Source organism: Citrobacter sp. MGH105, assembly GCF_001037485.2.
Taxonomy (GTDB): Bacteria; Pseudomonadota; Gammaproteobacteria; order Enterobacterales; family Enterobacteriaceae; genus Citrobacter; species Citrobacter portucalensis.
On the sequence record NZ_CP073048.1, the window covers coordinates 4813787 to 4839239 of the forward strand.

Here is a 25453-nt window from a genome sequence, read left to right on the forward strand (position 1 = left end):
GTCTGGAGCGGGCAGCGGGAATCGAACCCGCATCATCAGCTTGGAAGGCTGAGGTAATAGCCATTATACGATGCCCGCATCCTGAAACTCGGCTACCCAGTTCTTTCTGCAACAAAAAAGAGATTTCTCTCTTTTCTGTTCGAGCTGATTAATTTTTTAATCAACTCAGGCGGCGATAACGCTGCCAGAAAGTGGTGGTGGGGGAAGGATTCGAACCTTCGAAGTCTGTGACGGCAGATTTACAGTCTGCTCCCTTTGGCCGCTCGGGAACCCCACCGGACTTGATGGTGCCGACTACCGGAATCGAACTGGTGACCTACTGATTACAAGTCAGTTGCTCTACCTACTGAGCTAAGTCGGCATCAAGTAGCGCGCATTTTATGGAGACACGCGCACTCATGCAACTAAAAAATTGCATAAAATGTTCTATCGCTCACATTTTGCACTATACGACCGATAAATAATCTATTTCCTCTTTGGATTGGACAAATTTCCAACGTCACGTGCCTCCTCTGGGAGGAATTTTGCTCCGGCAGGTACGCTTTGATAGAGAGAAAGCACATCTTTATACATCTGGAATACCCGTCACATTGCATTTCAGAGGATGATTTTTTCTTATTATTCCCCCCCATCTGGTGTTACCCTCCTGCCCATTGTCCAAATTAACTGAAATGTGCGTGCCATTGCGTACCGGGATGATTTCGTTTTTTACCGCAGACCTGATATAGCAATGACAGCCAGACCATGCGTATGAGTATAAAAGAGCAAGCGTTAACGTCGCCTTACCTACAGTTTGATCGCAACCAGTGGGCTGCGCTTCGTGATTCCGTGCCGATGACCCTGACCGAGGAAGAGATTGCTCGTCTTAAAGGCATTAACGAAGACTTATCGCTGGAAGAAGTTGCCGAGATTTATTTGCCTCTCTCGCGTTTGCTAAACTTTTACATCAGTTCGAACCTGCGACGTCAGGCCGTGCTGGAGCAATTTTTAGGCACGAATGGCGAGCGTATTCCTTATATTATTAGCATTGCTGGCAGCGTCGCCGTCGGTAAAAGTACGACTGCGCGTGTTTTGCAGGCTTTGCTCAGTCGCTGGCCCGAGCATCGCAAGGTTGAGTTGATTACTACCGATGGCTTTCTCCACCCTAACCAGGTATTGAAAGAGCGTGGACTGATGAAGAAGAAAGGCTTCCCCCAGTCCTATGATATGCATCGCTTGGTTAAATTCGTTTCCGATCTGAAATCAGGCGTACCTAACGTCACGGCGCCGGTCTATTCCCATCTCATCTATGATGTGATCCCTGATGGCGACAAAACCGTTGCCCAGCCCGACATATTAATACTCGAAGGGCTAAATGTATTACAAAGCGGGATGGACTATCCTCACGATCCGCATCATGTATTTGTTTCTGACTTTGTCGACTTTTCTATTTATGTTGATGCGCCAGAAGAATTACTCCAGACGTGGTATATCAACCGTTTCCTGAAATTCCGTGAAGGGGCGTTTACCAACCCAGACTCTTATTTCCATAACTATGCAAAATTATCAGAAGATGAGGCTATCAACACCGCCACATCGTTATGGAAAGAGATTAACTGGCTGAATTTAAAACAAAATATATTACCAACGCGTGAGCGAGCAAGCTTAATCATGACGAAAAGTGCCAATCATGCCGTTGAGCAAGTCAGGTTGAGAAAATAAATAAAAAAGGGGAGCAACAGCTCCCCTTCTTATTACTCAGCGCTTCTTAGCGATATTTCTCCACCCATCCAGGGTTTGATCTCGCCATTTTGTTCAAGCAATAATGCACCTTGCGCGTCTATTCCACGAGAGATGCCAAATATTTCTTTATCGCCAATAATAAGTTTGACCGGGCGGTCGATAAAGTTATCCAGTCTCTTCCAGCGAGACAGATACGGCGCTAAACCTTCGTGCTCAAAGAGCACTAACGCAGCACGCAACTCACGTATCAGTCGGGCAGCAAGGGTATTGCGATCAATGTTAATGCCCGCTTCCTGCAAGTTAATCCAGCCTTGATTAACCACATTTTCTTCAACCCGGCGCATGGACATATTAATACCCGCACCGATAACAATCTGCGCGGCATCCCCTGTCTTACCGGTCAGTTCAACCAGGATCCCTGCCAGCTTACGGTCGAGCAAATAGAGGTCGTTGGGCCATTTTACACGTACCTTCTCTGCGCCCAGATCGCGTAAAACCTCAGCCATGACGATACCAATAACCAGACTCAGGCCAATCGCGGCAGCCGGTCCTTGTTCCAACCGCCAGAACATTGAAAGGTACAGGTTGGCACCAAACGGTGAAAACCATTTGCGACCACGGCGACCGCGCCCGGCTTGCTGATATTCAGCGACACAGGCATCCCCTGACTCCAGTTGACCTATTCGGTCCATCAGGTACTGATTGGTTGAGTCGATAACCGGCAGGACTGTGATATTTCCACCATCCAGTTGAGAATGAATAAGTGAGGCATCTAATAGTTGGATAGGCTCCGGTAAGCTGTATCCTTTACCTGGAACAGTAAAGACATCAACCCCCCAGTCGCGTAACGTCTGGACATGCTTATTGATTGCGGCACGGCTCATTCCCAACTTTTCACCGAGCTGCTCACCAGAATGAAATTCGCCATCAGCGAGTAATGAAATAAGCGTCAGAGGGACGGTATTATCCTTCATGCAATGATCTCCACAGCATTCATTTCACCCTGCGGGCCAATAAACCGGACCTCTGGTTCGAGCCAGACATTAAATTTCTCACCGACTTTTTGACGTACATGATGTGCAAGTTGCACCACATCCTGACTCGTCGCATTGTCTGCATTGATCAGCACCAGAGCCTGCTGTTGATGTACCGCTGCGCCACCAATGCGCATGCCTTTTAGCTGACACTGATCGATAAGCCAGCCGGCTGCCAGTTTCACAGAACCATCAGCCTGCGGGTAATGAGGTGCTGTTGGGAATTTTGCCAGGAGCTCCTGCGCAATCTCTGCGGTGACAACCGGGTTTTTAAAGAAGCTTCCTGCATTACCGTTTACTTTCGGATCGGGCAGTTTTGTCGTGCGCATATGGCAGACAGAATCAAAAACCTGCTGAGGCGTCACCGTTGTAGGATCCAGGCGCGTCAGATCGCCATAGGTCAGTACCGGATGCCACTGTTTAGACAAGCGTAAACCAACAGCAATAATTGCGAAGCGATCCTGGTATTCATGTTTGAAGATGCTGTCACGATAACCAAAGCGACATTCTGCTGCACCAACGCGCAGATGTTTGCCAGTCGACAGCTCAACGCAGTCTACGTATTCGCAGACGCGCTGTAGCTCTACGCCATAGGCACCAATATTCTGGATTGGCGATGAACCCACGCAGCCTGGGATAAGCGCCAGATTTTCCAGCCCAGGCATACCAAGCTGCAACGTATGCTGGACCAGATGATGCCAGTTTTCACCCGCACCTACGTGCAAATGCCACGCATCAGGTTGTTCTGTAATCTCAATACCCTTAATACGATTGACGATCACCGTACCCTGGAAGGCATCAAGAAACAGGACGTTGCTCCCTTCGCCCAGGATCAGTACTGGATGATGCGATGCATTGGCTGATTGCCAGGCATTCAGTAATTGTTGTTCATTTTCGGCGCAGACAAGTTCATTCGTTTGCTGATCGATACCGAAGGTGTTCCAGGCTTTAAGGGAGTGATTCATAGACGCTTTCCTGATGCAAAATCGCGCCTAGTTTACCGCATATACCGCTGGATGGCTTGTGTTATGGAGGTTTTGGATATTGCTTTGCACCCGATGGTGCGGTGTTGTGATGAGCCTGATGCGCTGCGCTTATCAGGCCTACAAAATACATTCAGCCCTGCCTCTGTAGGCCGGATAAGGCGATACGCCGCATCCGGCAGTATGCAGACGTGTTGCCTGATGCGCTGCGCTTATCAGGCCTACAAAATACGTTCAGCCCGGCCTCTGTAGGCCGGATAAGGCGGCACGCCGCATCCGGCGGTTTTTGCCCCGCACAGACGCAAAAAAGCCCATCCGTCAGGATGGGCTTCTTCACTAAATTAATGCCTGGCAGTTTATGGCGGGCGTCCTGCCCGCCACCCTCCGGGCCGTTGCTGCGCAACGTTCAAATCCGCTCCCGGCGGATTTGTCCTGGGCAGGAGAGCCCTCACCGACAGACAACAGATAAAACAAAAGGCCCAGTCTTTCGACTGAGCCTTTCGCTTTTATTTGATGCCTGGCAGTTCCCTACTCTCGCATGGGGAGACCCCACACTACCATCGGCGCTACGGCGTTTCACTTCTGAGTTCGGCATGGGGTCAGGTGGGACCACCGCGCTACAGCCGCCAGGCAAATTCTGTTTATCAACACACCTCCTGGGCATGTCGATGTAATCTGTAATCAAACTGAATCTTGTGTCTGTCTCTTCGCCAAAACATCTTCGGCGTTGTAAGGTTAAGCCTCACGGTTCATTAGTATCGGTTAGCTCAATGTATCGCTACACTTACACACCCGACCTATCAACGTCGTCGTCTTCAACGTTCCTTCAGGACCCTTAAAGGGTCAGGGAGAACTCATCTCGGGGCAAGTTTCGTGCTTAGATGCTTTCAGCACTTATCTCTTCCGCATTTAGCTACCGGGCAATGCCATTGGCATGACAACCCGAACACCAGTGATGCGTCCACTCCGGTCCTCTCGTACTAGGAGCAGCCCCCCTCAATTCTCCAGCGCCCACGGCAGATAGGGACCGAACTGTCTCACGACGTTCTAAACCCAGCTCGCGTACCACTTTAAATGGCGAACAGCCATACCCTTGGGACCTACTTCAGCCCCAGGATGTGATGAGCCGACATCGAGGTGCCAAACACCGCCGTCGATATGAACTCTTGGGCGGTATCAGCCTGTTATCCCCGGAGTACCTTTTATCCGTTGAGCGATGGCCCTTCCATTCAGAACCACCGGATCACTAAGACCTGCTTTCGCACCTGCTCGAGCCGTCACTCTCGCAGTCAAGCTAGCTTATGCCTTTGCACTAACCTCCTGATGTCCGACCAGGATTAGCTAACCTTCGTGCTCCTCCGTTACTCTTTAGGAGGAGACCGCCCCAGTCAAACTACCCACCAGACACTGTCCGCAACCCGGATTACGGGTCTACGTTAGAACACCAGCCATTAAAGGGTGGTATTTCAAGGATGGCTCCATGCAGACTGGCGTCCACACTTCAAAGCCTCCCACCTATCCTACACATCAAGGACCAGTGTTCAGTGTCAAGCTATAGTAAAGGTTCACGGGGTCTTTCCGTCTTGCCGCGGGTACACTGCATCTTCACAGCGAGTTCAATTTCACTGAGTCTCGGGTGGAGACAGCCTGGCCATCATTACGCCATTCGTGCAGGTCGGAACTTACCCGACAAGGAATTTCGCTACCTTAGGACCGTTATAGTTACGGCCGCCGTTTACCGGGGCTTCGATCAAGAGCTTCTCCTTACGGATAACCCCATCAATTAACCTTCCGGCACCGGGCAGGCGTCACACCGTATACGTCCACTTTCGTGTTTGCACAGTGCTGTGTTTTTAATAAACAGTTGCAGCCAGCTGGTATCTTCGACTGATTTCAGCTCCATGAGTAAATCACTTCACCTACATATCAGCGTGCCTTCTCCCGAAGTTACGGCACCATTTTGCCTAGTTCCTTCACCCGAGTTCTCTCAAGCGCCTTGGTATTCTCTACCTGACCACCTGTGTCGGTTTGGGGTACGATTTCGTGTTACCTGATGCTTAGAGGCTTTTCCTGGAAGCAGGGCATTTGTTACTTCAGCACCGTAGTGCCTCGTCATCACACCTCAGCGTTAAAAGGTACCGGATTTACCTGGAACCTCCGCCTACATGCTTAAACCGGGACAACCGTCGCCCGGCTAACATAGCCTTCTCCGTCCCCCCTTCGCAGTAACACCAAGTACAGGAATATTAACCTGTTTCCCATCGACTACGCCTTTCGGCCTCGCCTTAGGGGTCGACTCACCCTGCCCCGATTAACGTTGGACAGGAACCCTTGGTCTTCCGGCGTGCGGGTTTTTCACCCGCATTATCGTTACTTATGTCAGCATTCGCACTTCTGATACCTCCAGCATACCTCACGATACACCTTCAACGGCTTACAGAACGCTCCCCTACCCAACAACACATAGTGTCGCTGCCGCAGCTTCGGTGCATGGTTTAGCCCCGTTACATCTTCCGCGCAGGCCGACTCGACCAGTGAGCTATTACGCTTTCTTTAAATGATGGCTGCTTCTAAGCCAACATCCTGGCTGTCTGTGCCTTCCCACATCGTTTCCCACTTAACCATGACTTTGGGACCTTAGCTGGCGGTCTGGGTTGTTTCCCTCTTCACGACGGACGTTAGCACCCGCCGTGTGTCTCCCGTGATAACATTCTTCGGTATTCGCAGTTTGCATCGGGTTGGTAAGTCGGGATGACCCCCTAGCCGAAACAGTGCTCTACCCCCGAAGATGAATTCACGAGGCGCTACCTAAATAGCTTTCGGGGAGAACCAGCTATCTCCCGGTTTGATTGGCCTTTCACCCCCAGCCACAAGTCATCCGCTAATTTTTCAACATTAGTCGGTTCGGTCCTCCAGTTAGTGTTACCCAACCTTCAACCTGCCCATGGCTAGATCACCGGGTTTCGGGTCTATACCCTGCAACTTAACGCCCAGTTAAGACTCGGTTTCCCTTCGGCTCCCCTATTCGGTTAACCTTGCTACAGAATATAAGTCGCTGACCCATTATACAAAAGGTACGCAGTCACACCCCAAAGGGTGCTCCCACTGCTTGTACGTACACGGTTTCAGGTTCTTTTTCACTCCCCTCGCCGGGGTTCTTTTCGCCTTTCCCTCACGGTACTGGTTCACTATCGGTCAGTCAGGAGTATTTAGCCTTGGAGGATGGTCCCCCCATATTCAGACAGGATACCACGTGTCCCGCCCTACTCTTCGAGTTCACAACACATGCACTTTTGTGTACGGGACTTTCACCCTGTATCGTGCGACTTTCCAGACGCTTCCACTAACACACATGCTGATTCAGACTCTGGGCTGCTCCCCGTTCGCTCGCCGCTACTGGGGGAATCTCGGTTGATTTCTTTTCCTCGGGGTACTTAGATGTTTCAGTTCCCCCGGTTCGCTTCATTACGCTATGTATTCACATAATGATAGTGTGTCAAAACACACTGGGTTTCCCCATTCGGAAATCGCCGGTTATAACGGTTCATATCACCTTACCGACGCTTATCGCAGATTAGCACGTCCTTCATCGCCTCTGACTGCCAGGGCATCCACCGTGTACGCTTAGTCGCTTAACCTCACAACCCGAAGATGTTTCTTTCGATTCATCATCGACTTGCAAAAATTTGAGAGACTCGAACACACCATTTTCCATTTCTTATTACGGAGAAATGAAACAGTGTGTCGTTTCAATTTTCAGCTTGATCCAGATTTTTAAAGAGCAAAACTTCGCAGTGAACCTTTTCAGGTACACTCTGAAGTTTTCTTGTGTTTTTGCAGTAAGAGATGGTGGAGCTATGCGGGATCGAACCGCAGACCTCCTGCGTGCAAGGCAGGCGCTCTCCCAGCTGAGCTATAACCCCATCGTAGAATGCTAATCTCTGTACCCTAATTCGTTTCCGGGCAAGGCGCGGTGGTGCGAAGCATACTGAAGTATGCGAGCATCGCCGTAACACAGCACGGAGGCGAATTTGGTAGGCCTGAGTGGACTTGAACCACCGACCTCACCCTTATCAGGGGTGCGCTCTAACCACCTGAGCTACAAGCCTGCAGAGATTTTCTTACTGCTAATTTTCATCAGACAATCTGTGTGAGCACTACAAAGAACGTTTCTTTAAGGTAAGGAGGTGATCCAACCGCAGGTTCCCCTACGGTTACCTTGTTACGACTTCACCCCAGTCATGAATCACAAAGTGGTAAGCGCCCTCCCGAAGGTTAAGCTACCTACTTCTTTTGCAACCCACTCCCATGGTGTGACGGGCGGTGTGTACAAGGCCCGGGAACGTATTCACCGTGGCATTCTGATCCACGATTACTAGCGATTCCGACTTCATGGAGTCGAGTTGCAGACTCCAATCCGGACTACGACATACTTTATGAGGTCCGCTTGCTCTCGCGAGGTCGCTTCTCTTTGTATATGCCATTGTAGCACGTGTGTAGCCCTACTCGTAAGGGCCATGATGACTTGACGTCATCCCCACCTTCCTCCAGTTTATCACTGGCAGTCTCCTTTGAGTTCCCGGCCGAACCGCTGGCAACAAAGGATAAGGGTTGCGCTCGTTGCGGGACTTAACCCAACATTTCACAACACGAGCTGACGACAGCCATGCAGCACCTGTCTCAGAGTTCCCGAAGGCACCAAAGCATCTCTGCTAAGTTCTCTGGATGTCAAGAGTAGGTAAGGTTCTTCGCGTTGCATCGAATTAAACCACATGCTCCACCGCTTGTGCGGGCCCCCGTCAATTCATTTGAGTTTTAACCTTGCGGCCGTACTCCCCAGGCGGTCGACTTAACGCGTTAGCTCCGGAAGCCACGCCTCAAGGGCACAACCTCCAAGTCGACATCGTTTACGGCGTGGACTACCAGGGTATCTAATCCTGTTTGCTCCCCACGCTTTCGCACCTGAGCGTCAGTCTTTGTCCAGGGGGCCGCCTTCGCCACCGGTATTCCTCCAGATCTCTACGCATTTCACCGCTACACCTGGAATTCTACCCCCCTCTACAAGACTCTAGCCTGCCAGTTTCGGATGCAGTTCCCAGGTTGAGCCCGGGGATTTCACATCCGACTTGACAGACCGCCTGCGTGCGCTTTACGCCCAGTAATTCCGATTAACGCTTGCACCCTCCGTATTACCGCGGCTGCTGGCACGGAGTTAGCCGGTGCTTCTTCTGCGAGTAACGTCAATTGCTGCGGTTATTAACCACAACACCTTCCTCCTCGCTGAAAGTACTTTACAACCCGAAGGCCTTCTTCATACACGCGGCATGGCTGCATCAGGCTTGCGCCCATTGTGCAATATTCCCCACTGCTGCCTCCCGTAGGAGTCTGGACCGTGTCTCAGTTCCAGTGTGGCTGGTCATCCTCTCAGACCAGCTAGGGATCGTCGCCTAGGTGAGCCGTTACCCCACCTACTAGCTAATCCCATCTGGGCACATCCGATGGCAAGAGGCCCGAAGGTCCCCCTCTTTGGTCTTGCGACGTTATGCGGTATTAGCTACCGTTTCCAGTAGTTATCCCCCTCCATCGGGCAGTTTCCCAGACATTACTCACCCGTCCGCCACTCGTCACCCAAGGAGCAAGCTCCTCTGTGCTACCGTTCGACTTGCATGTGTTAGGCCTGCCGCCAGCGTTCAATCTGAGCCATGATCAAACTCTTCAATTTAAAAGTTTGATGCTCAATGAATTAAACTTCGTAATGAATTACGTGTTCACTCGTTGAGACTTGGTATTCATTTTTCGTCTTGCGACGTTAAGAATCCGTATCTTTGAGTGCCCACACAGATTGTCTGATAAATTGTTAAAGAGCAGTTGCGACGCGCTTTAGCGCTCTGTCGCGAGGTCCCGTATATTACGTTTTCCTCATTCAGAGTCAAGCATTTATTTTTGCTTTTCTCTACGAGATTCTCAGTGGAACCCCGCTGACCCGGCGGCTTGTAATCCGTTGTTCCGTGTCAGTGGAGGCGCATTATAGGGAGTTATTTCAGGCTGACAAGGGGAAATTTAAAATAATCTTCCGAGTGCGTATTTTTTCATCAAAACCACTTAAACTGACAGTTTTTCGAGCGTTTTAAAGCCATAGCGCTGTAGCACAGGCAATAATTGTTCAGCTTCTGTCGTCATTGTCATACAAAATGCGACGTTCTCATCGGTTGATTTCGCATCTGGCGCTTCATGCTCTAACAACCAGGCCGTGCGGCGCGCTATCGCGGCACCAGAATCCACCAGTCTCGTCCCCTCGGGCAGGACCTGTAAAAGCTCTTCCTGTAATAGAGGGAAATGAGTGCAACCGAGCACTACTGTGTCAGGTGGTTCAGACATCCGCAGCCATGGACGCAGAATACGCCGCAGTTCTTCCAGAGAAACTGTTTCACCGTGCAGCTTCGCTTCCGCCAGTTCCACCAGCTCAGCAGAACCCAACATTGCAATTTGGCATTCGTTAGCGAATCGCGCAATCAGCTCATGGGTATACGAGCGCTTCACCGTTGCACGTGTAGCCAGTAGCCCCACAACACCGTTCGCCGTGAGTCGCGCTGCCGGTTTAATCGCAGGCACCACGCCCACAACCGGGAAAGCAAATTTCTCACGTAACGCAGGGAGCGACACCGTGCTTGCTGTATTACACGCGATGACCGCAAGAGAGAGGGGATAGCGCTGCTGGACCGCAGTCACTATCTCAACAACACGCTCGACGATAAACTCCTCGCTCTTCTCTCCATAAGGAAAGGCGACGTTGTCGAAAGCGTAGATATAGTGGAGATCCGGCAGAAGACGCCGGATCTCGTCATAGACCGACAACCCACCGACGCCGGAATCAAACACCAGCACGGTGGGACGGGGATCAGAAGGTGTAGCTGCCAGACAAGGTGTATTCCCGTCCTGCAGTTGCGTAGCCATAAACTGTCTCGTAATCTTTATCGAACAGGTTGGCGATTTTACCACGAACTGTCAGCTGTGAGGTGATTGGATATGACACTCCGATATCCCACAAGCTGACGCCGCCCAATTTAACATCACGATTATTGTCATAATCATTATCGTAACGTTCACCTATATATTGATAAGCAACGTTCCACCCCAAGTCCTGAACCTGCCCAGTTAACTCATACTTAACCTGCTGTTTTGCTCGGCGATAGAGTACCTTATTCGTATCATCATCCCGCGGGTCAACATACTGTAGCGTCAGGTGATGATCTACTGGGCCAGTCGTAACATTCCCAGTCCATTCCAGCCCTTTAATCGTGGCTGACTTAACGTTGATATACTGGTTATTCTTGTAATCGATCAGGTTTTGAATTTCATAATGATATGCAGAAAGACGCCAATCAAGCGGCCCTGTCAATCCATCAATCCCTGCTTCCCACTGTTTAGATTCTTCCGGTTTCAAATTCGGGTTGGCTGCAATACCCGGCCCATAGGAAGAGGCAAAACGCGTAGCCCCGTATTGCTGACCAAGTGAAGGAGCCAGGAAACCTGTGCCATAAGAGAGCGTTGCACGGTAGCCATCAACAAACTCCCAGCCTGCAGCAGTCTGCCAGGTGCCATGCCAGCCGAATTGTTCATCATGATCTTCACGGCCTGAGGCTTCCAGCGTGACGCTATCAATTTGTTGTTGCCCAGTTAGATAAAGTCCGGTCGTATCACGTTTATAAGAGTCCGATTTCGTGGTACTACTGGAAGTCAGCTTTTCTTGTTTCCAGTCGACACCACCGCTAATCGCTCCATGCCCAACCTCAACGTTATTTCCCCACTGAATATAGCGCTGTTCCATATTATCCAGCGTAGCATCCCCCGCATAACGACCGAGTTGATTGCTATAGTTGTAATCTTTGAGATGCTGGTAGTTAGCAATCAGTTGGGCGGAATAGATACCTGAGCTGTAACGAAGGCCGGAATCCCAGGACTGAGTGTAACTCTGAGCTTCGTCATTACCGCCAGCATAGCCATAAGAGCCCTGATCGTAATCGCTATTCGCCGTGTAGCCGTAACCACGGAAGAAACCGGAGAAGTTATCGTTAAACTTGTGCTGCAAGCCGCCCCAGAACAGTTTGTTGCGATAACCATCGCGATCGCTGTCACCGCTGTAAGGGGAATCAGGTTGAATGTTAAAACCTTTGGTCGTCTGGTAAGCGCCAGCCGCCGTCACCATCGTGTCACCAAATCGTTTATTTATCGTGCCGTCGTAGGTCTGATAACCATCAGTCCCCATACCTGCGTTGATCTGTGATTTCTCTTCATTACTCATCGTAATGATGTTCATCACACCACCGATCGCACCAGATCCGTACACAGCTGAACGCGGCCCGCGAATATATTCAACACGTTGCACCAACGATACCGGAATCTGACCAATATCAATCGCATTACCGATGCCCGCACGCGCCATCGGCACGCCATCAATCAATACCAGGACATGCCGGGACTCAGTACCGCGAACATACAGCGAGGAGCTTTTCCCCATACCGCCGCTTTGCGAAATATCTACGCCCGGCAATCGGCGCATGACATCATTGAGATCTTTTGACTGCCAGCGCTGAATATCTTCACGCGTCACCACATCAGTGGGAGCAAGGACAGTATTAACAGGCTGCTGAAAACGGTTGGCAGTAACAACGAGAGTATCTGGGCTAGTATCCTGTGCCCAACCAGAAAATGCCGTGACGGAAAGTGCCGTGCACAGCAACGATTTTTTAATCATTGTAAAGCATCCACAATATAAGAAGGATGCCGCAGGTCCCACCGATAGTACGCGATGATGAAAGCCAGATGCGACGTTAGCCGGCAGGTCTTCGGGCTTGGAGGCAACTTAAAGAGACGATGACTTCCCACGGCATGCCGCAGTGTCTGCACCAGGTGCGCTCATCCCCTACCTTCCTTACCGCTGCGCGTCAGCTCCAGATTCACACTGGATTCCCTTTTAACTCACAGGACCGGAAAACGGATGCTACAGTTTGTTACAACCCACTGTCCAGACTGCGTATCACAATATCGGAAATCATCAATGACTGGACATCTGATGAGCAATCCCTACAATCCCCGCGTACTTTTATTTTTCAGGACGCATCATGACCCCCGAACACCTTCCGACAGAACAGTACGACGCACAGTTAGCTGAAAAAGTGGTGCGTCTGCAGAGCTTAATGACGCCATTTTATGCACAGGCTCCGGAAGTGTTTCGCTCACCGGTCAGCCACTACCGTATGCGCGCGGAATTCCGTTTGTGGCATGACGGTGATGATCTGTACCACATCATGTTCGACAGTCAGACTAAAAACCGTATCCGTGTCGACAGCTTCCCGGCAGCCAGTGAGCTTATCAACACGCTGATGACGGCAATGATCGAAGGCGTTCGCAACAACCACGTCCTGCGTCACAAACTGTTTCAGATTGATTACCTAACTACCCTGAGCGATCAAGCGGTGGTCTCGATGCTGTACCATAAAAAGCTGGATGACGAATGGCGTCAGGAAGCTGAAGCGCTGCGGGATGCGCTGCGAGCGAAAAACCTGAATGTGCATCTGATTGGCCGGGCAACCAAAACCAAAATCGAGCTGGATCAGGACTACATTGACGAACGCTTGCCGGTTGCGGGTAAAGAGATTATCTATCGCCAGGTTGAGAACAGCTTCACCCAGCCGAACGCCGCCATGAATATTCAGATGTTGGAGTGGGCGATTGATGTCACCAGGGGCTCAAAAGGCGATCTGCTGGAGCTGTATTGCGGCAATGGCAATTTCTCGTTAGCCCTGGCACAAAACTTCAACCGCGTACTGGCAACGGAAATCGCCAAGCCGTCCGTTGCTGCTGCACAGTACAACATTGCGGCTAACCAGATTGAAAACGTACAAATAATCCGCATGGCGGCCGAAGAGTTTACTCAGGCGATGAACGGCGTTCGCGAGTTCAACCGTTTGCAGGGAATCGATCTGAAGAGTTACCAGTGTGAAACTATCTTCGTTGACCCACCGCGCAGCGGTCTGGACAGCGAAACGGAGAAAATGGTGCAGGCGTATCCGCGCATTCTGTACATCTCCTGCAATCCGGAGACGCTGTGTAAAAACCTGGAAACGTTAAGCCAGACGCACAATGTTTCACGTCTGGCGCTATTCGATCAGTTCCCGTATACGCACCATATGGAGTGCGGCGTACTGTTAACCAAGAAGTAAAACTGAACGTAGGCCGGCCGCTTCAGATTGCCGGATGGCGGCTTTGCCTTATCCGGCCTACAGTTACAACTGTTACTCTGCTATTTCCTGCTTACGGTTACGCACTTTAAAGCCGATCCAGAACACCAGAATCACCGACAGTACCGCCGGGAAGAAGTTAGAGCCGATATCCGGATATTCAGCGCGTACTACGGTGCTGTACAACAGAACGCCGAGGATAAAGCAGGCGGCAGCCAGGCCCGGCAATCCCACAGGCATGGTGCGGTTCTGATAGCGTTGATGCAGACAATAAACCGTCAGCACCAGCGAAATGATCGGGAATACTGAGAATGGCACAATGGAGCTAAACAGCGCCGCAAATGTACCATTGATCGATAAGCCAGCAACCAGCGCCAGCAGCAGCGTACCTTTATCTTGACCTGACTGTTTCATTGCTTGTCCTTCTCGTTACTCGGAGTGGTGCGTCATCTTCTCTTGTTCACGGCGGTACCAATAAAATGCGCCTTTCGCGATCATGCGTAGTTGCAATACCAGCCGCTCTTCCAGCTGTCGGCGCTGCTCAGCGCCAACATCCAGTGCTTCTGCCCCGGCGCTGAACACAATGGTTACCATGGCTTCGGCTTGCGCTTCAGTAAACGCACGAGGCATATGGTTTTCGAGTTCCAGATAGTCCGCAAGTTCCGCAATGAAGTGCTGAATTTCACGAGCGACCGCTGCACGAAACGCTGCGGATGTCCCCGAACGCTCGCGCAATAATAAACGGAAGGCGTTGGGATTGTTGCCGATGAACTCCATAAATGTTGAGACCGAGGTGCGGATCACACTCCCGCCCTTCGCGATACGCTGGCGCGCCTGGCGCATCAACTGACGCAGCATCAGACCGCTCTCGTCCACCATCGTCAGGCCGAGTTCATCCACATCGCGGAAATGGCGATAAAACGAGGTTGGCGCAATGCCCGCTTCACGAGCGACTTCGCGTAAACTGAGGCTGGCAAAACTACGCTCAGCGCTGAGTTGACTAAATGCGGCTTCTACCAGCGAACGCCGGGTTTTCTCTTTTTGTTGCGCTCTAACGCCCATCACGATGTCTGAATCCTTCCACATACCTTGCTGGCACTATACCAGAGATTAGGCGGTTGGCATGGCTTTGTGAATGATTGTTTACGCGCAGTTTGTGCTTCGACTTCGCAAAAAAGCACAACGATAATTGGGTTATCTCAACAACGATGTTACTATTCTGTTGCTTTTATGTATAAGAACAGGTAAGCCTGACCATGTCACATTCTTACGATTACGATGCAATAGTAATAGGTTCCGGTCCCGGCGGCGAAGGCGCGGCAATGGGTCTGGTTAAGCAAGGAGCGCGCGTCGCGGTGATTGAGCGCTATCATAATGTCGGCGGAGGTTGTACCCACTGGGGCACCATCCCGTCGAAAGCTCTCCGCCACGCCGTCAGCCGCATTATTGAATTCAATCAGAACCCACTGTACAGCGACCACTCCCGACTCCTTCGTTCTTCTTTCGCTGATATTCTCAACCACGCTGATAACGTTATTAATCAGCAAACGCGTATGCGGCAAGGATTTTACGAGCGCAACCACTGTGAAATTTTGCAGGGAAATGCCCGTTTTGTTGATGAACACACGATCGCCCTGGAATGTCACGACGGTACGGTGGAAACGCTGACTGCGGATAAGTTTGTTATTGCCTGCGGTTCGCGTCCTTATCGCCCTGTTGATGTCGACTTTTCGCATCCCCGGGTTTACGACAGTGACTCTATCCTGAGCCTGCACCACGAACCCCGTCATGTGCTGATTTATGGCGCAGGGGTCATTGGCTGTGAATATGCGTCGATCTTCCGTGGAATGGACGTCAAAGTTGATTTAATCAACACACGCGATCGTCTGCTGGCATTCCTCGATCAGGAGATGTCCGACTCGCTCTCTTACCACTTCTGGAACAGCGGTGTGGTCATTCGCCACAACGAAGAGTATGAGAAGATTGAAGGTTGCGATGACGGCGTCATCATGCACCTGAAGTCCGGTAAGAAACTGAAGGCCGACTGCCTGCTGTACGCCAATGGCCGTACCGGTAATACCGATTCGCTGGCGCTGGAAAACATTGGTCTGAAAACCGACAGCCGCGGGCAGCTCAAAGTGAATAGCATGTACCAGACGGCGCTGCCGCATGTGTACGCCGTAGGGGATGTGATTGGTTATCCGAGCCTGGCATCGGCGGCCTACGACCAGGGACGCATTGCCGCCCAGGCACTGGTAAAAGGCGAGGCCACCGCGCATCTGATCGAAGATATCCCAACCGGGATTTACACCATTCCGGAAATCAGCTCCGTTGGTAAAACAGAACAGCAGCTCACAGCAATGAAAGTTCCATACGAGGTTGGCCGCGCCCAGTTTAAGCATCTGGCACGTGCACAAATCGTGGGTATGAGTGTCGGAACGCTGAAGATCCTGTTCCATCGCGAAACCAAGGAGATTTTGGGGATCCACTGCTTTGGGGAGCGCGCGGCCGAAATTATTCACATCGGGCAAGCGATAATGGAGCAAAAAGGTGGTGGTAACACTATCGAGTACTTCGTTAACACCACCTTTAACTACCCAACCATGGCAGAAGCCTATCGGGTAGCGGCGCTAAATGGCTTAAACCGCCTGTTTTAACGCACTGTCGAAATGGCCATCCATTGATCCACGGATGGCCTCTGCCAGCTGTTCATAACGGCTGCGCAGCGGCGAACCAGGACGGTACACCAGACCAATCGTACGACGCGGTTCGGGTTTAATGCATGGCAGATAAACGACACCATCACGCTTACGCTCCGGCGGAACGGCCAGCGCAGGCAGTAACGTAATACCGCTACCTGCCGCCACCATATTGCGCAGCGTTTCCAGACTGGTTGCCCGGAAATGGGTATCTTCATCAGCACCCGCTTCAAAGCAGAAGCCCATCGCCTGATCGCGCAGACAGTGGCCATCTTCCAGCATCAGCAGTTTTTCACCCGCCAGATCGGACATCGGTACACAGTCACGGTTTGCCCATGGGTGATCTTCATAGATCGCCAGCATCATAGGCTCATCAAATAACGGTACTTCGATGAACGCCTCACTCTCTTTGACCAGCGCCAGAATGACGCAGTCGAGCTTGCCGCTATCCAGTTGCGCCAACAGCTGATGTGTCTGCGCTTCATGGAGATACATCTCCAGTTTTGGGAAGGTCTGGTGCAACATCGGAATAATATGCGGCAGCAGGTATGGCCCCACCGTTGGGATCAAACCAATATGCAGCGGGCCAGACATTGTCTCGCCTTGTTGGCTTGCCATCTCCTTGAGCACTTTGACCTCGCGCAGCACGGTGCGCGCCTGATCCACCAGCAGCAAACCGGCCTGGGTGAACAGCACCTTGCGACTCGTACGCTCCAGCAACATGACGCCAAGCTCATCTTCCAGCTTGCGGATCTGCCCGCTCAGCGTGGGTTGGCTAACGTGACAGGAGTCTGCCGCTCGTCGGAAGTGACGATGTTCGGCTAGCGCCACCAGGTATTCAAGATCACGAATATTCATTATTCATCCTCCATCGCCACGATAGTTCGTAGCGATAGGTAGCATAGCAACGAACGATTATCCCTATCAAGCTTTCTGTTTAATAATGCACCACAGAAACGGAACGGTACCCCTTTAACCCTTGAAGCTACTGTCCGTTTTGAGAGTTTCTCTCATACTCGAAATAACTAAAGCCAACGTGAACTTTTGCGGACCTTGCGTCCGCATTTTTTTTGCATAAAAAAGCCCGGCGTCGCAAAGCTCGGCCGGGTTATGGTTTGGTAGGCCTGATAAGCGTAGCGCCATCAGGCAGAACGGCGCACAGTGCCGGATGGCGGCTTTGCCTTATCGGACCTACAGACGTGCCTTCGCGTAGTCGATCGCCTGCGCAACCTGCTGCGGCGACACGCCACCTTTCGCTGCACGTTTATCCAGACACGATTGCAACGAGAGGATCGGGTAAACGTCATCACCAATCACCTGGCTAAACTTTTGTAAGTCGACAAGCGACAGCGCTTCCAGCGGTTTGCCCTGACGAATCGCCTCGACTACCGTTTCCCCCACAATATGGTGCGCTTCGCGGAACGGGACGCCCTTCGCCACCAGATAATCCGCCAGCTCAGTGGCGTTAGCATAACCCTGCTGCGCCGCTTCCTGACAACGCGGACGTTTCACCTGAATGCCATCCAGCACCAGCGCGGCCATATGCAGGCAGTCCAGCCAGGTGTCGAGCGCGTCGAACAGCCCTTCTTTGTCTTCCTGCATATCTTTGTTGTATGCCAGTGGAAGGCCTTTTAACGTCATCATCATGCCGGTCAGCGCACCCTGCACGCGACCGCATTTGCCACGGATCAGCTCCAGCGCATCCGGGTTTTTCTTCTGCGGCATCAGAGATGAACCGGAAGTCACACGGTCGGAGAGTTCAACAAAGCCCGCTTCGCCGGTGTTAAAGAAAATCAGATCTTCAGCAAAACGCGACAGGTGTACCATGCCGATAGAGGCATCGGAGAGTAACTCCAGCACGTGGTCACGGTCAGAAACGCTGTCCAGGCTGTTGCGCGTTGCCGAGGCAAAGCCCAACCAACCCGCCAACTGCTCTCGATCGATTTCATACGCCGTACCCGCCAGCGCGCCGCAGCCTAACGGACTGACGTCCAGGCGTTTGAGCGCATCCTGCAAACGGCTCTCGTCACGCGCCAACATTTCAACATAGGCCAGACACCAGTGAGCAAACGTCACCGGCTGCGCACGTTGCAGGTGGGTGTAACCCGGCATGACGGCGTCCTGGTTATTCTCCGCCGTCACCACCAGCGCAGTTTGCAACTGACGATTGGCCGACAGTAATTCGATAACCGTGTCTTTGCACCACAGCTTGAGATCGGTCGCGACCTGGTCATTACGGCTACGCCCGGTATGCAGTTTTTTACCAAGCTGGCCGACTTTATCAATCAGCTTACCTTCCACCCAACTGTGAATATCTTCGGCATCGCTTTGCAAAATCTGCTGAGGATTCGCGCGAACCTCTTCCAGCAGGTTATTCAGCGCCTCTTCCAACTGCAGCTGTTCATCGGCAGTCAGTACACCGACCGTTACCAACGCTTTGGACCAGGCCACAGAGCCAACAATATCCTGTTCTGCCAGGCGGTAGTCAAAACGCAACGAGTCGTTGAACTGTTTGAACCGCTGATCTGCTGCCTGTGTAAAACGCCCACCCCAAAGTGCCATAACGAATTTCCTTAATATGATATTTTTGCCCGGTGGCGCTGCGCTTACCGGGCCTACAAAACCCACGTAGGCCGGATAAGGCGAAGCCACCATCCGGCACATTAATAGTTAAGCCAGAATACGCGTACCAATTGGCGTGCCGTTAAACAGCGCCGGAAGCTGCTCTGCATGACGCCAGGAGGCGATATCCACCGGACGGCCCAGCGTACGCGCGGCATCCAGCGCCGCATTCACCTTCACGATCATGCCATCGGTAATAATGCCCTGTTCAATCAGCTGTTCCGCTTTCGCTGCGGTCATTTCGGCAATGCGCTGGCCTTTGCCATCCAGAATACCGCTCACATCAGAGAGCAGGATCAGATCCGCACCCAGCGTTGCCGCCAGCGCCGTTGCAGCCTGATCGGCATTCACGTTCATCAGCAGACCATCATCAGTGACACCAATAGAGCTCACTACCGGCAGAAAACCGCTTTCCAGCAGCGTGTTAATCAGCTTAGGCGAACCCGGCTGCGCCAGTCCAACATGACCCAGTTCTTTATCGAGCGGCGTCACTTTTACGCTGTCGCCATCGCCAAGATACAGACCCACAGACGCGATGTGATGCTTTTTCGCCCAGGCCAGCAAGGTTTTATTCGCCGTTCCCGCCAGGGCACCGGTAATAATGTCAATTTGATCGGCAGGCGTGACGCGCAGACCATTTTTCTTTTTCACCGGCAGATTCAGCTGCTTCATCAGCTCGTCGACCACGCAGCCGCCACCGTGCACAATGACCAGCGGACGCTGGTGCGACTCACGATAATTCACCAGTGCGGTAAACAAGCGCTCCAGCGCCTCTTCACTATCCAGTAAAACGCCGCCCAGCTTGATAATTAATGGATTCATTGTTGCACCCTTAAATAAGAGACTGCGTTTGGGCAAAGCCAAAACGAATATTTGCGCACTGCATCGCCTGTGCCGCCGCGCCTTTCAATAAGTTGTCTTCCGTCGCCACAACGATCAGATGCTCACCCTGCACAGCAAACCCGATATCGCAGAATGGTAATCCAACCACATTCTTCAACGCTGGAACCCCTTTGTCATACAGACGCACCAGCGGTTTATCGCCATACGCCTGTTGCAGCGTCTGCGCTACCTGAGCATGAGTTACACCCGCTTTAAGGCGGCAAGTGATAGTTTCCAGAATTCCGCGCGGGAAGTTGCCCAGATGCGGGGTGAAAATCACTTCAGCCCCCAGATGAGTAGCGATTTCCGGCTGATGACGATGGGTAAACACGCCATACGGTTGCAGGCTTACTTCGCAAAAACTATTAGAGATAGCCGCTTTACGGCCCGCGCCGCTTACGCCGCTGGTCGCATTAATTACCGGCCACTGGCTGAGATCCAACAGCCCGGCGTCAATCAGTGGTTTCAGCGAAAGCTGCGCCGCCGTCGGGTAACAACCCGGCACAGCAATCAGATTCGCTTCTTTCAGTTGGTCTTCTTTCCATTCCGCCAGCCCGTAAACTGCCTGCTCCAGCAGGTCGGGATGCTGATGGGTAAAACCATAATATTTTTCATAGAACGCGCCGTCATTTACGCGAAACGCGCCAGAGAGGTCAAACACCACGCAACCGGCCTGCAAAAACTGCGGAGCCAGGTCATGACTTACCTCATGAGCCGTTGCGAGGAACACAACATCCACCCCTGCGCTAAACTCGCTGATATCTGACATTGGCTGCAACGGTAAATCGACAATGCCTTTCAACTGCGGATGCAAATCGGAGATTAATTTTCCTGCATCATTGCTTTGCGCTGAGACGGTCAAAGCGGTTATGGTCATATCAGGATGGCGATTTACATAGGTCACAAGCTCTGCGCCGGCATAGCCACTGGCGCCCACAATCAGCGTATTCAACATCGGGGCTGCTCACCTTCTTCGATTCTGTTGCCAGGTATAAGCCTTTATCACCTCACCTTACACTTGGTGGGTTTTATTACGCTCAACGTTAATGTATTTTTATTCATAAATACTGCATGAATATTGATACTATCATGACCCGAGGTGTGTCAACAATGAAAAACAATTTACCGCCATTTATCGAGATTTACCGCGCTCTGATTGCCACGCCATCGATTAGCGCTACCGAAGAAGCGCTCGATCAAAGCAATGCAGGTTTAATCACTCTGTTGGCGGGCTGGTTTAAAGATTTAGGCTTCAATGTGGAGGTCCAGCCGGTTCCCGATACGCGGAATAAATTCAATATGCTGGCGAGCATTGGACAGGGCTCTGGTGGTCTGTTGTTGGCGGGCCATACCGATACCGTACCCTTTGACGACGGACGCTGGACGCGCGATCCGTTCACCCTGACCGAGCATGACAATAAGCTCTATGGTTTGGGTACGGCGGACATGAAAGGCTTCTTCGCCTTTATCCTCGACGCGTTGCGTGATGTCGACGTCACGAAGCTGAAAAAGCCCCTCTACATTCTGGCCACTGCTGACGAAGAGACCAGCATGGCGGGAGCTCGCTACTTCTCTGAAACCACTGCTCTGCGCCCAGACTGCGCGATTATTGGCGAACCCACTTCACTGCAACCGGTTCGCGCACACAAAGGTCATATCTCTAATGCGATACGCATTCTGGGACAATCGGGTCATTCAAGCGATCCGGCGCGTGGCGTTAATGCGATTGAACTGATGCATGATGCCATCGGCCATATCATGCATCTGCGCGATGACCTGAAAGCGCGCTATCACCATGATGCCTTTACCGTTCCGTATCCAACGTTAAATTTGGGCCACATCCACGGCGGCGACGCCGCCAACCGAATCTGCGCCTGCTGCGAACTGCATATGGATATTCGCCCGCTACCGGGTATGACGCTAAACGATCTCAATGGGTTACTTAACGAAGCGCTGGCCCCTGTCAGCGAACGCTGGCCGGGTCGCCTGACCATATCGGAACTGCATCCACCGATTCCAGGCTATGAGTGTCCACCTGACCATCAACTGGTAGAGGTGGTTGAGAAACTGCTGGGCGCACAGACTGAAGTGGTGAACTACTGCACCGAAGCGCCATTTATCCAGACGCTTTGCCCGACGCTGGTATTGGGTCCTGGTTCTATTAATCAGGCGCATCAGCCGGATGAATATCTGGAAACACGCTTTATTAAGCCAACTCGCGAATTAATCACCCAGGTTGTGCATCATTTCTGCTGGCATTAACTGCTTGTCACCCCGCTAATCCTTTAGTGGTAAGCGGGGTGATTTTTTAACATTTCCATAAGCAACGCTTATTTGATTGGATGTGAATTAAATAACGTAAATTCACGGCATTTATTCGTTTGCTGAACCGATTTCGCAGCAATTGACGTCACGTGTTTTACGTGGCTTTATAAAAGACGGCTAAAAAGTTAAGTCCGCAAGATTTCGCGTGATAGTCAGGCGTGAAAGATACAGGACATATTCAAAATAGATGGGGTGTCTGGGTTAATATGAACGAACAATATTCCGCGTTGCGTAGTAATGTCAGTATGCTCGGCAAAGTGCTGGGAGAGACCATCAAGGATGCGCTGGGAGAGAACATTCTTGACCGCGTAGAAACAATTCGTAAGCTGTCCAAATCATCTCGCGCTGGCAATGAAGTTAATCGCCAGGAATTGCTCACCACACTGCAAAATCTGTCTAACGACGAGCTGCTGCCGGTTGCCCGCGCATTTAGCCAGTTCCTGAACCTGGCCAACACCGCCGAGCAATACCACAGCATTTCGCCAAAAGGCGAAGCAGCCAGCAACCCGGAAGTGATTGCTCGCACTCTGCGTAAACTGAAAGAGCAGCCCAACCTCAATGACGCCACCATCAAGAAAGCCGTAGAATCACTCTCTCTGGAGCTGGTACTCACCGCCCACCCGACCGAGATCACTCGTCGTACGCTGATCCATAAAATGGGTGAAGTGAACGCCTGCCTCAAGCAGCTTGATAACAAAGACCTCGTCGATTATGAACGCAACCAACTGATGCGCCGTCTGCGTCAGCTCATTGCCCAGTCCTGGCATACGGATGAGATCCGCAAGCTGCGCCCAAGCCCGGTTGATGAAGCTAAATGGGGTTTCGCGGTAGTTGAAAACAGCCTGTGGGAAGGTGTACCGAACTACCTGCGTGAGCTGAATGAACAACTGGAAGAGCATCTGGGTTATAAGCTGCCGGTTGATTTTGTCCCGGTTCGATTTACTTCCTGGATGGGCGGCGACCGTGATGGTAACCCGAACGTAACGGCAGATATCACCCGTCACGTGCTATTACTCAGCCGCTGGAAAGCGACAGACCTGTTCCTGAAAGACATCCAGTTTCTGATTTCTGAGCTGTCGATGGTGGATGCCACGCCGGAGCTGATGGCGCTGGTAGGCGAAGAAGGTGCAGCTGAACCTTATCGCTATCTGATGAAAACCCTGCGTTCTCGTCTGATGGCAACCCAGGCCTGGCTTGAAGCCCGTCTGAAAGGCGAGAAATTGCCGAAACCTGCGGGACTTCTCACCCAAAACGAACAGCTCTGGGACCCGCTTTACGCGTGCTACCAGTCTCTGCAGGCCTGTGGCATGGGCATCATCGCCAATGGCGAATTGCTCGACACCCTTAGGCGCGTGAAGTGTTTCGGTGTGCCGCTGGTGCGTATTGATATTCGTCAGGAAAGCACCCGTCATACTGAAGCCCTGGGCGAACTGACCCGTTATCTGGGCATTGGCGACTACGAAAACTGGTCGGAAGCGGATAAACAGGCTTTCCTGATCCGCGAACTGAATTCCAAGCGTCCGCTCCTGCCACGTAACTGGGAACCGAGCAACGACACCCGCGAAGTGCTCGACACCTGTCGGGTCATTGCCGAAGCCCCATATGGCTCCATTGCCGCCTATGTTATCTCGATGGCGAAAACTCCGTCGGATGTGCTGGCCGTGCATCTGCTGCTGAAAGAAGCCGGAATTGGTTTTGCTATGCCGGTCGCTCCGCTATTTGAAACGCTGGACGACCTCAACAATGCCGATGACGTCATGTCTCAACTTTTAAATATCGACTGGTACCGCGGCTTTATTCAGGGCAAACAGATGGTCATGATTGGCTATTCTGATTCTGCAAAAGACGCGGGCGTGATGGCGGCCTCCTGGGCGCAATACCAGGCTCAGGACGCGCTAATCAAAACCTGCGAAAAAGCCGGTATCGAACTGACGCTTTTCCACGGTCGCGGTGGTTCCATTGGTCGCGGCGGCGCGCCTGCACATGCGGCGCTACTCTCTCAACCGCCGGGCAGCCTGAAAGGCGGTCTGCGCGTGACAGAACAAGGGGAGATGATCCGCTTTAAATACGGCCTGCCGGAAGTGACCATCAGCAGCCTGTCGCTGTACACCGGAGCAATTCTGGAGGCCAACCTGTTACCACCGCCAGAACCGAAAGATAGCTGGCGTCATATCATGGATGAGCTTTCCGATATTTCCTGCGAGCTCTATCGTGGATATGTGCGTGAAAACAAAGACTTCGTCCCTTATTTCCGCTCGGCAACACCTGAGCAGGAACTGGGTAAACTCCCGCTCGGTTCACGTCCGGCAAAACGCCGTCCGACCGGCGGGGTAGAGTCTCTGCGCGCCATTCCGTGGATCTTCGCCTGGACGCAGAACCGCCTGATGCTCCCGGCCTGGCTGGGTGCAGGTACCGCGCTGCAAAAAGTGGTTGAAGACGGCAAGCAAAGCGAACTTGAAGCCATGTGCCGCGACTGGCCATTCTTCTCCACACGCCTTGGCATGCTGGAAATGGTTTTCGCGAAAGCAGACCTGTGGCTGGCAGAGTATTACGATCAGCGCCTGGTCAAAAAAGATCTGTGGCCGTTGGGTGCAGAGCTACGCCAACGCCTGGCAGCAGATATCGATGTCGTACTGGCGATTGCCAACGACTCACATTTGATGGCCGACCTGCCGTGGATTGCCGAGTCCATTCAGTTAAGAAATATTTATACTGACCCGCTGAACGTATTACAGGCAGAGCTGTTACACCGCTCACGCCTGGCGGAAGAGCAAGGCAATGCACCGGACCCACGCGTGGAACAAGCATTGATGGTCACAATCGCTGGTGTCGCCGCTGGTATGCGTAATACTGGCTAACGACCCCTCTCGTCGCCTTCGTGCTATTGTATGAAGGCGACGGCAAAAACTGCTGTCCTAACCGCTTCTTTTTCAATATATTCCCGC

15 protein-coding genes, 5 tRNA genes, 3 rRNA genes, 1 pseudogene and 1 riboswitch are annotated in these 25453 nt (G+C 52.0%); of the genes and pseudogenes, 6 read left to right on the top strand and 18 right to left on the bottom strand.

The features are described 5' to 3' along the window. Positions 1 to 3: 3 nt before the first annotated feature. The 3 genes from SK35_RS23020 to SK35_RS23030 all read right to left on the bottom strand — a co-directional run bounded on the left by SK35_RS23020 (position 4) and on the right by SK35_RS23030 (position 361). Positions 4 to 78 (bottom strand) — tRNA-Gly (locus SK35_RS23020). 114 nt (positions 79 to 192) lie between these two features. Beyond that, positions 193 to 277 (bottom strand) — tRNA-Tyr (locus SK35_RS23025). Between the two features lie 8 nt (positions 278 to 285). Continuing rightward, a tRNA-Thr gene (locus SK35_RS23030) sits at positions 286 to 361 on the bottom strand. Positions 362 to 380: 19 nt separating this feature from the next. On the opposite strand from SK35_RS23030, the pseudogene SK35_RS26955 reads away from it, so the two are divergent. Both SK35_RS26955 and coaA read left to right on the top strand, forming a co-directional pair. Next, positions 381 to 461: pseudogene (locus SK35_RS26955) on the top strand (hypothetical protein); the annotation flags it as partial. Positions 462 to 750: 289 nt separating this feature from the next. Next, entirely contained in the window at positions 751 to 1701 is a 951-nt protein-coding gene (gene coaA / locus SK35_RS23035) for a type I pantothenate kinase (RefSeq protein ID WP_043018507.1), read from the top strand. A 32-nt stretch (positions 1702 to 1733) separates the two neighbouring features. Here the strand turns inward: coaA and birA are convergent, their stop codons facing one another. From birA to btuB, 9 genes are all read right to left on the bottom strand, one after another. Further along, positions 1734 to 2696, bottom strand: coding sequence for a bifunctional biotin--[acetyl-CoA-carboxylase] ligase/biotin operon repressor BirA (gene birA, locus SK35_RS23040; protein ID WP_003826969.1), 963 nt, complete (start codon positions 2694 to 2696; stop codon positions 1734 to 1736). Next, positions 2693 to 3721, bottom strand: coding sequence for a UDP-N-acetylmuramate dehydrogenase (gene murB, locus SK35_RS23045; protein ID WP_048215164.1), 1029 nt, complete (start codon positions 3719 to 3721; stop codon positions 2693 to 2695). The genes birA and murB overlap by 4 nt, the downstream gene beginning before the upstream one ends. A gap of 533 nt (positions 3722 to 4254) precedes the next feature. Next, positions 4255 to 4370, bottom strand: a 5S ribosomal RNA gene (gene rrf, locus SK35_RS23050). A 100-nt stretch (positions 4371 to 4470) separates the two neighbouring features. Continuing rightward, a 23S ribosomal RNA gene (locus SK35_RS23055) occupies positions 4471 to 7377 on the bottom strand. Between the two features lie 209 nt (positions 7378 to 7586). Beyond that, positions 7587 to 7662, bottom strand: a tRNA-Ala gene (locus SK35_RS23060). Positions 7663 to 7771: 109 nt separating this feature from the next. Beyond that, a tRNA-Ile gene (locus SK35_RS23065) sits at positions 7772 to 7848 on the bottom strand. Between the two features lie 71 nt (positions 7849 to 7919). Further along, positions 7920 to 9461: ribosomal RNA gene (locus SK35_RS23070) — 16S ribosomal RNA — on the bottom strand. The 16S, 23S and 5S rRNA genes sit together here with 2 tRNA genes alongside, the layout of an rRNA operon. Positions 9462 to 9841: 380 nt before the next feature. After that, on the bottom strand, positions 9842 to 10693 hold the full coding sequence (gene murI, locus SK35_RS23075) for a glutamate racemase (protein ID WP_048215165.1): 852 nt from the start codon (positions 10691 to 10693) through the stop codon (positions 9842 to 9844). Continuing rightward, on the bottom strand, positions 10638 to 12494 hold the full coding sequence (gene btuB, locus SK35_RS23080; RefSeq protein WP_048215166.1) for a TonB-dependent vitamin B12 receptor BtuB: 1857 nt from the start codon (positions 12492 to 12494) through the stop codon (positions 10638 to 10640). The genes murI and btuB overlap by 56 nt, the downstream gene beginning before the upstream one ends. 65 nt (positions 12495 to 12559) lie before the next feature. After that, positions 12560 to 12746, bottom strand: a riboswitch (cobalamin riboswitch). Positions 12747 to 12861: 115 nt separating this feature from the next. On the opposite strand from btuB, the gene trmA reads away from it, so the two are divergent. Next, positions 12862 to 13962 carry a tRNA (uridine(54)-C5)-methyltransferase TrmA gene (gene trmA, locus SK35_RS23085; RefSeq protein WP_048215167.1) on the top strand — a complete coding sequence of 367 codons (1101 nt, stop codon included), beginning with the start codon at positions 12862 to 12864 and terminating at the stop codon, positions 13960 to 13962. A gap of 72 nt (positions 13963 to 14034) precedes the next feature. On the opposite strand, the gene SK35_RS23090 is transcribed toward trmA, so the two are convergent. Both SK35_RS23090 and fabR read right to left on the bottom strand, forming a co-directional pair. Further along, complete coding sequence (locus SK35_RS23090) at positions 14035 to 14394, bottom strand: YijD family membrane protein (RefSeq protein WP_003825114.1); 360 nt, start codon at positions 14392 to 14394, stop codon at positions 14035 to 14037. A 15-nt stretch (positions 14395 to 14409) separates the two neighbouring features. Continuing rightward, positions 14410 to 15045 (bottom strand): HTH-type transcriptional repressor FabR, encoded by a 636-nt coding sequence (gene fabR / locus SK35_RS23095; RefSeq protein WP_003028862.1) that lies wholly within the window; start codon positions 15043 to 15045, stop codon positions 14410 to 14412. Positions 15046 to 15236: 191 nt separating this feature from the next. Between fabR and sthA the strand changes: the two genes are divergently transcribed. Beyond that, positions 15237 to 16637, top strand: a complete 1401-nt coding sequence (sthA, locus tag SK35_RS23100; protein ID WP_003028860.1) for a Si-specific NAD(P)(+) transhydrogenase — start codon at positions 15237 to 15239, stop codon at positions 16635 to 16637. Here the strand turns inward: sthA and oxyR are convergent. The 4 genes from oxyR to argC all read right to left on the bottom strand — a co-directional run bounded on the left by oxyR (position 16620) and on the right by argC (position 21138). Continuing rightward, positions 16620 to 17537 carry a DNA-binding transcriptional regulator OxyR gene (gene oxyR / locus SK35_RS23105; protein ID WP_008787060.1) on the bottom strand — a complete coding sequence of 306 codons (918 nt, stop codon included), beginning with the start codon at positions 17535 to 17537 and terminating at the stop codon, positions 16620 to 16622. The two genes, sthA and oxyR, sit on opposite strands and share 18 nt — an antisense overlap. A gap of 333 nt (positions 17538 to 17870) precedes the next feature. Further along, positions 17871 to 19241, bottom strand: coding sequence for an argininosuccinate lyase (gene argH / locus SK35_RS23110; RefSeq protein ID WP_008787059.1), 1371 nt, complete (start codon positions 19239 to 19241; stop codon positions 17871 to 17873). A 108-nt stretch (positions 19242 to 19349) separates the two neighbouring features. Beyond that, on the bottom strand, positions 19350 to 20123 hold the full coding sequence (gene argB, locus SK35_RS23115; protein ID WP_003028854.1) for an acetylglutamate kinase: 774 nt from the start codon (positions 20121 to 20123) through the stop codon (positions 19350 to 19352). A 10-nt stretch (positions 20124 to 20133) separates the two neighbouring features. Next, on the bottom strand, positions 20134 to 21138 hold the full coding sequence (gene argC / locus SK35_RS23120; protein WP_032945645.1) for an N-acetyl-gamma-glutamyl-phosphate reductase: 1005 nt from the start codon (positions 21136 to 21138) through the stop codon (positions 20134 to 20136). A 155-nt stretch (positions 21139 to 21293) separates the two neighbouring features. On the opposite strand from argC, the gene argE reads away from it, so the two are divergent. Continuing rightward, positions 21294 to 22445 carry an acetylornithine deacetylase gene (gene argE / locus SK35_RS23125; protein WP_048215168.1) on the top strand — a complete coding sequence of 384 codons (1152 nt, stop codon included), beginning with the start codon at positions 21294 to 21296 and terminating at the stop codon, positions 22443 to 22445. 269 nt (positions 22446 to 22714) lie between these two features. Continuing rightward, positions 22715 to 25366: a phosphoenolpyruvate carboxylase gene (gene ppc / locus SK35_RS23130; protein ID WP_003825139.1), complete on the top strand. Its 2652-nt coding sequence runs from the start codon at positions 22715 to 22717 to the stop codon at positions 25364 to 25366. The last annotated feature ends 87 nt before the right edge of the window (positions 25367 to 25453 follow it).

Coding starts and splice junctions, on each gene's coding strand:
- coaA (WP_043018507.1), top strand. CDS start 751: ATGAGTATAAAAGAGCAAGCGTTAACGTCGCCTTACCTACAGTTTGAT.
- murI (WP_048215165.1), bottom strand. CDS start 10,693: ATGGCTACGCAACTGCAGGACGGGAATACACCTTGTCTGGCAGCTACA.
- argH (WP_008787059.1), bottom strand. CDS start 19,241: ATGGCACTTTGGGGTGGGCGTTTTACACAGGCAGCAGATCAGCGGTTC.
- SK35_RS23090 (WP_003825114.1), bottom strand. CDS start 14,394: ATGAAACAGTCAGGTCAAGATAAAGGTACGCTGCTGCTGGCGCTGGTT.
- murB (WP_048215164.1), bottom strand. CDS start 3,721: ATGAATCACTCCCTTAAAGCCTGGAACACCTTCGGTATCGATCAGCAA.
- argE (WP_048215168.1), top strand. CDS start 21,294: ATGAAAAACAATTTACCGCCATTTATCGAGATTTACCGCGCTCTGATT.
- trmA (WP_048215167.1), top strand. CDS start 12,862: ATGACCCCCGAACACCTTCCGACAGAACAGTACGACGCACAGTTAGCT.
- btuB (WP_048215166.1), bottom strand. CDS start 12,494: ATGATTAAAAAATCGTTGCTGTGCACGGCACTTTCCGTCACGGCATTT.
- argB (WP_003028854.1), bottom strand. CDS start 20,123: ATGAATCCATTAATTATCAAGCTGGGCGGCGTTTTACTGGATAGTGAA.
- oxyR (WP_008787060.1), bottom strand. CDS start 17,537: ATGAATATTCGTGATCTTGAATACCTGGTGGCGCTAGCCGAACATCGT.
- argC (WP_032945645.1), bottom strand. CDS start 21,138: ATGTTGAATACGCTGATTGTGGGCGCCAGTGGCTATGCCGGCGCAGAG.
- birA (WP_003826969.1), bottom strand. CDS start 2,696: ATGAAGGATAATACCGTCCCTCTGACGCTTATTTCATTACTCGCTGAT.
- sthA (WP_003028860.1), top strand. CDS start 15,237: ATGTCACATTCTTACGATTACGATGCAATAGTAATAGGTTCCGGTCCC.
- ppc (WP_003825139.1), top strand. CDS start 22,715: ATGAACGAACAATATTCCGCGTTGCGTAGTAATGTCAGTATGCTCGGC.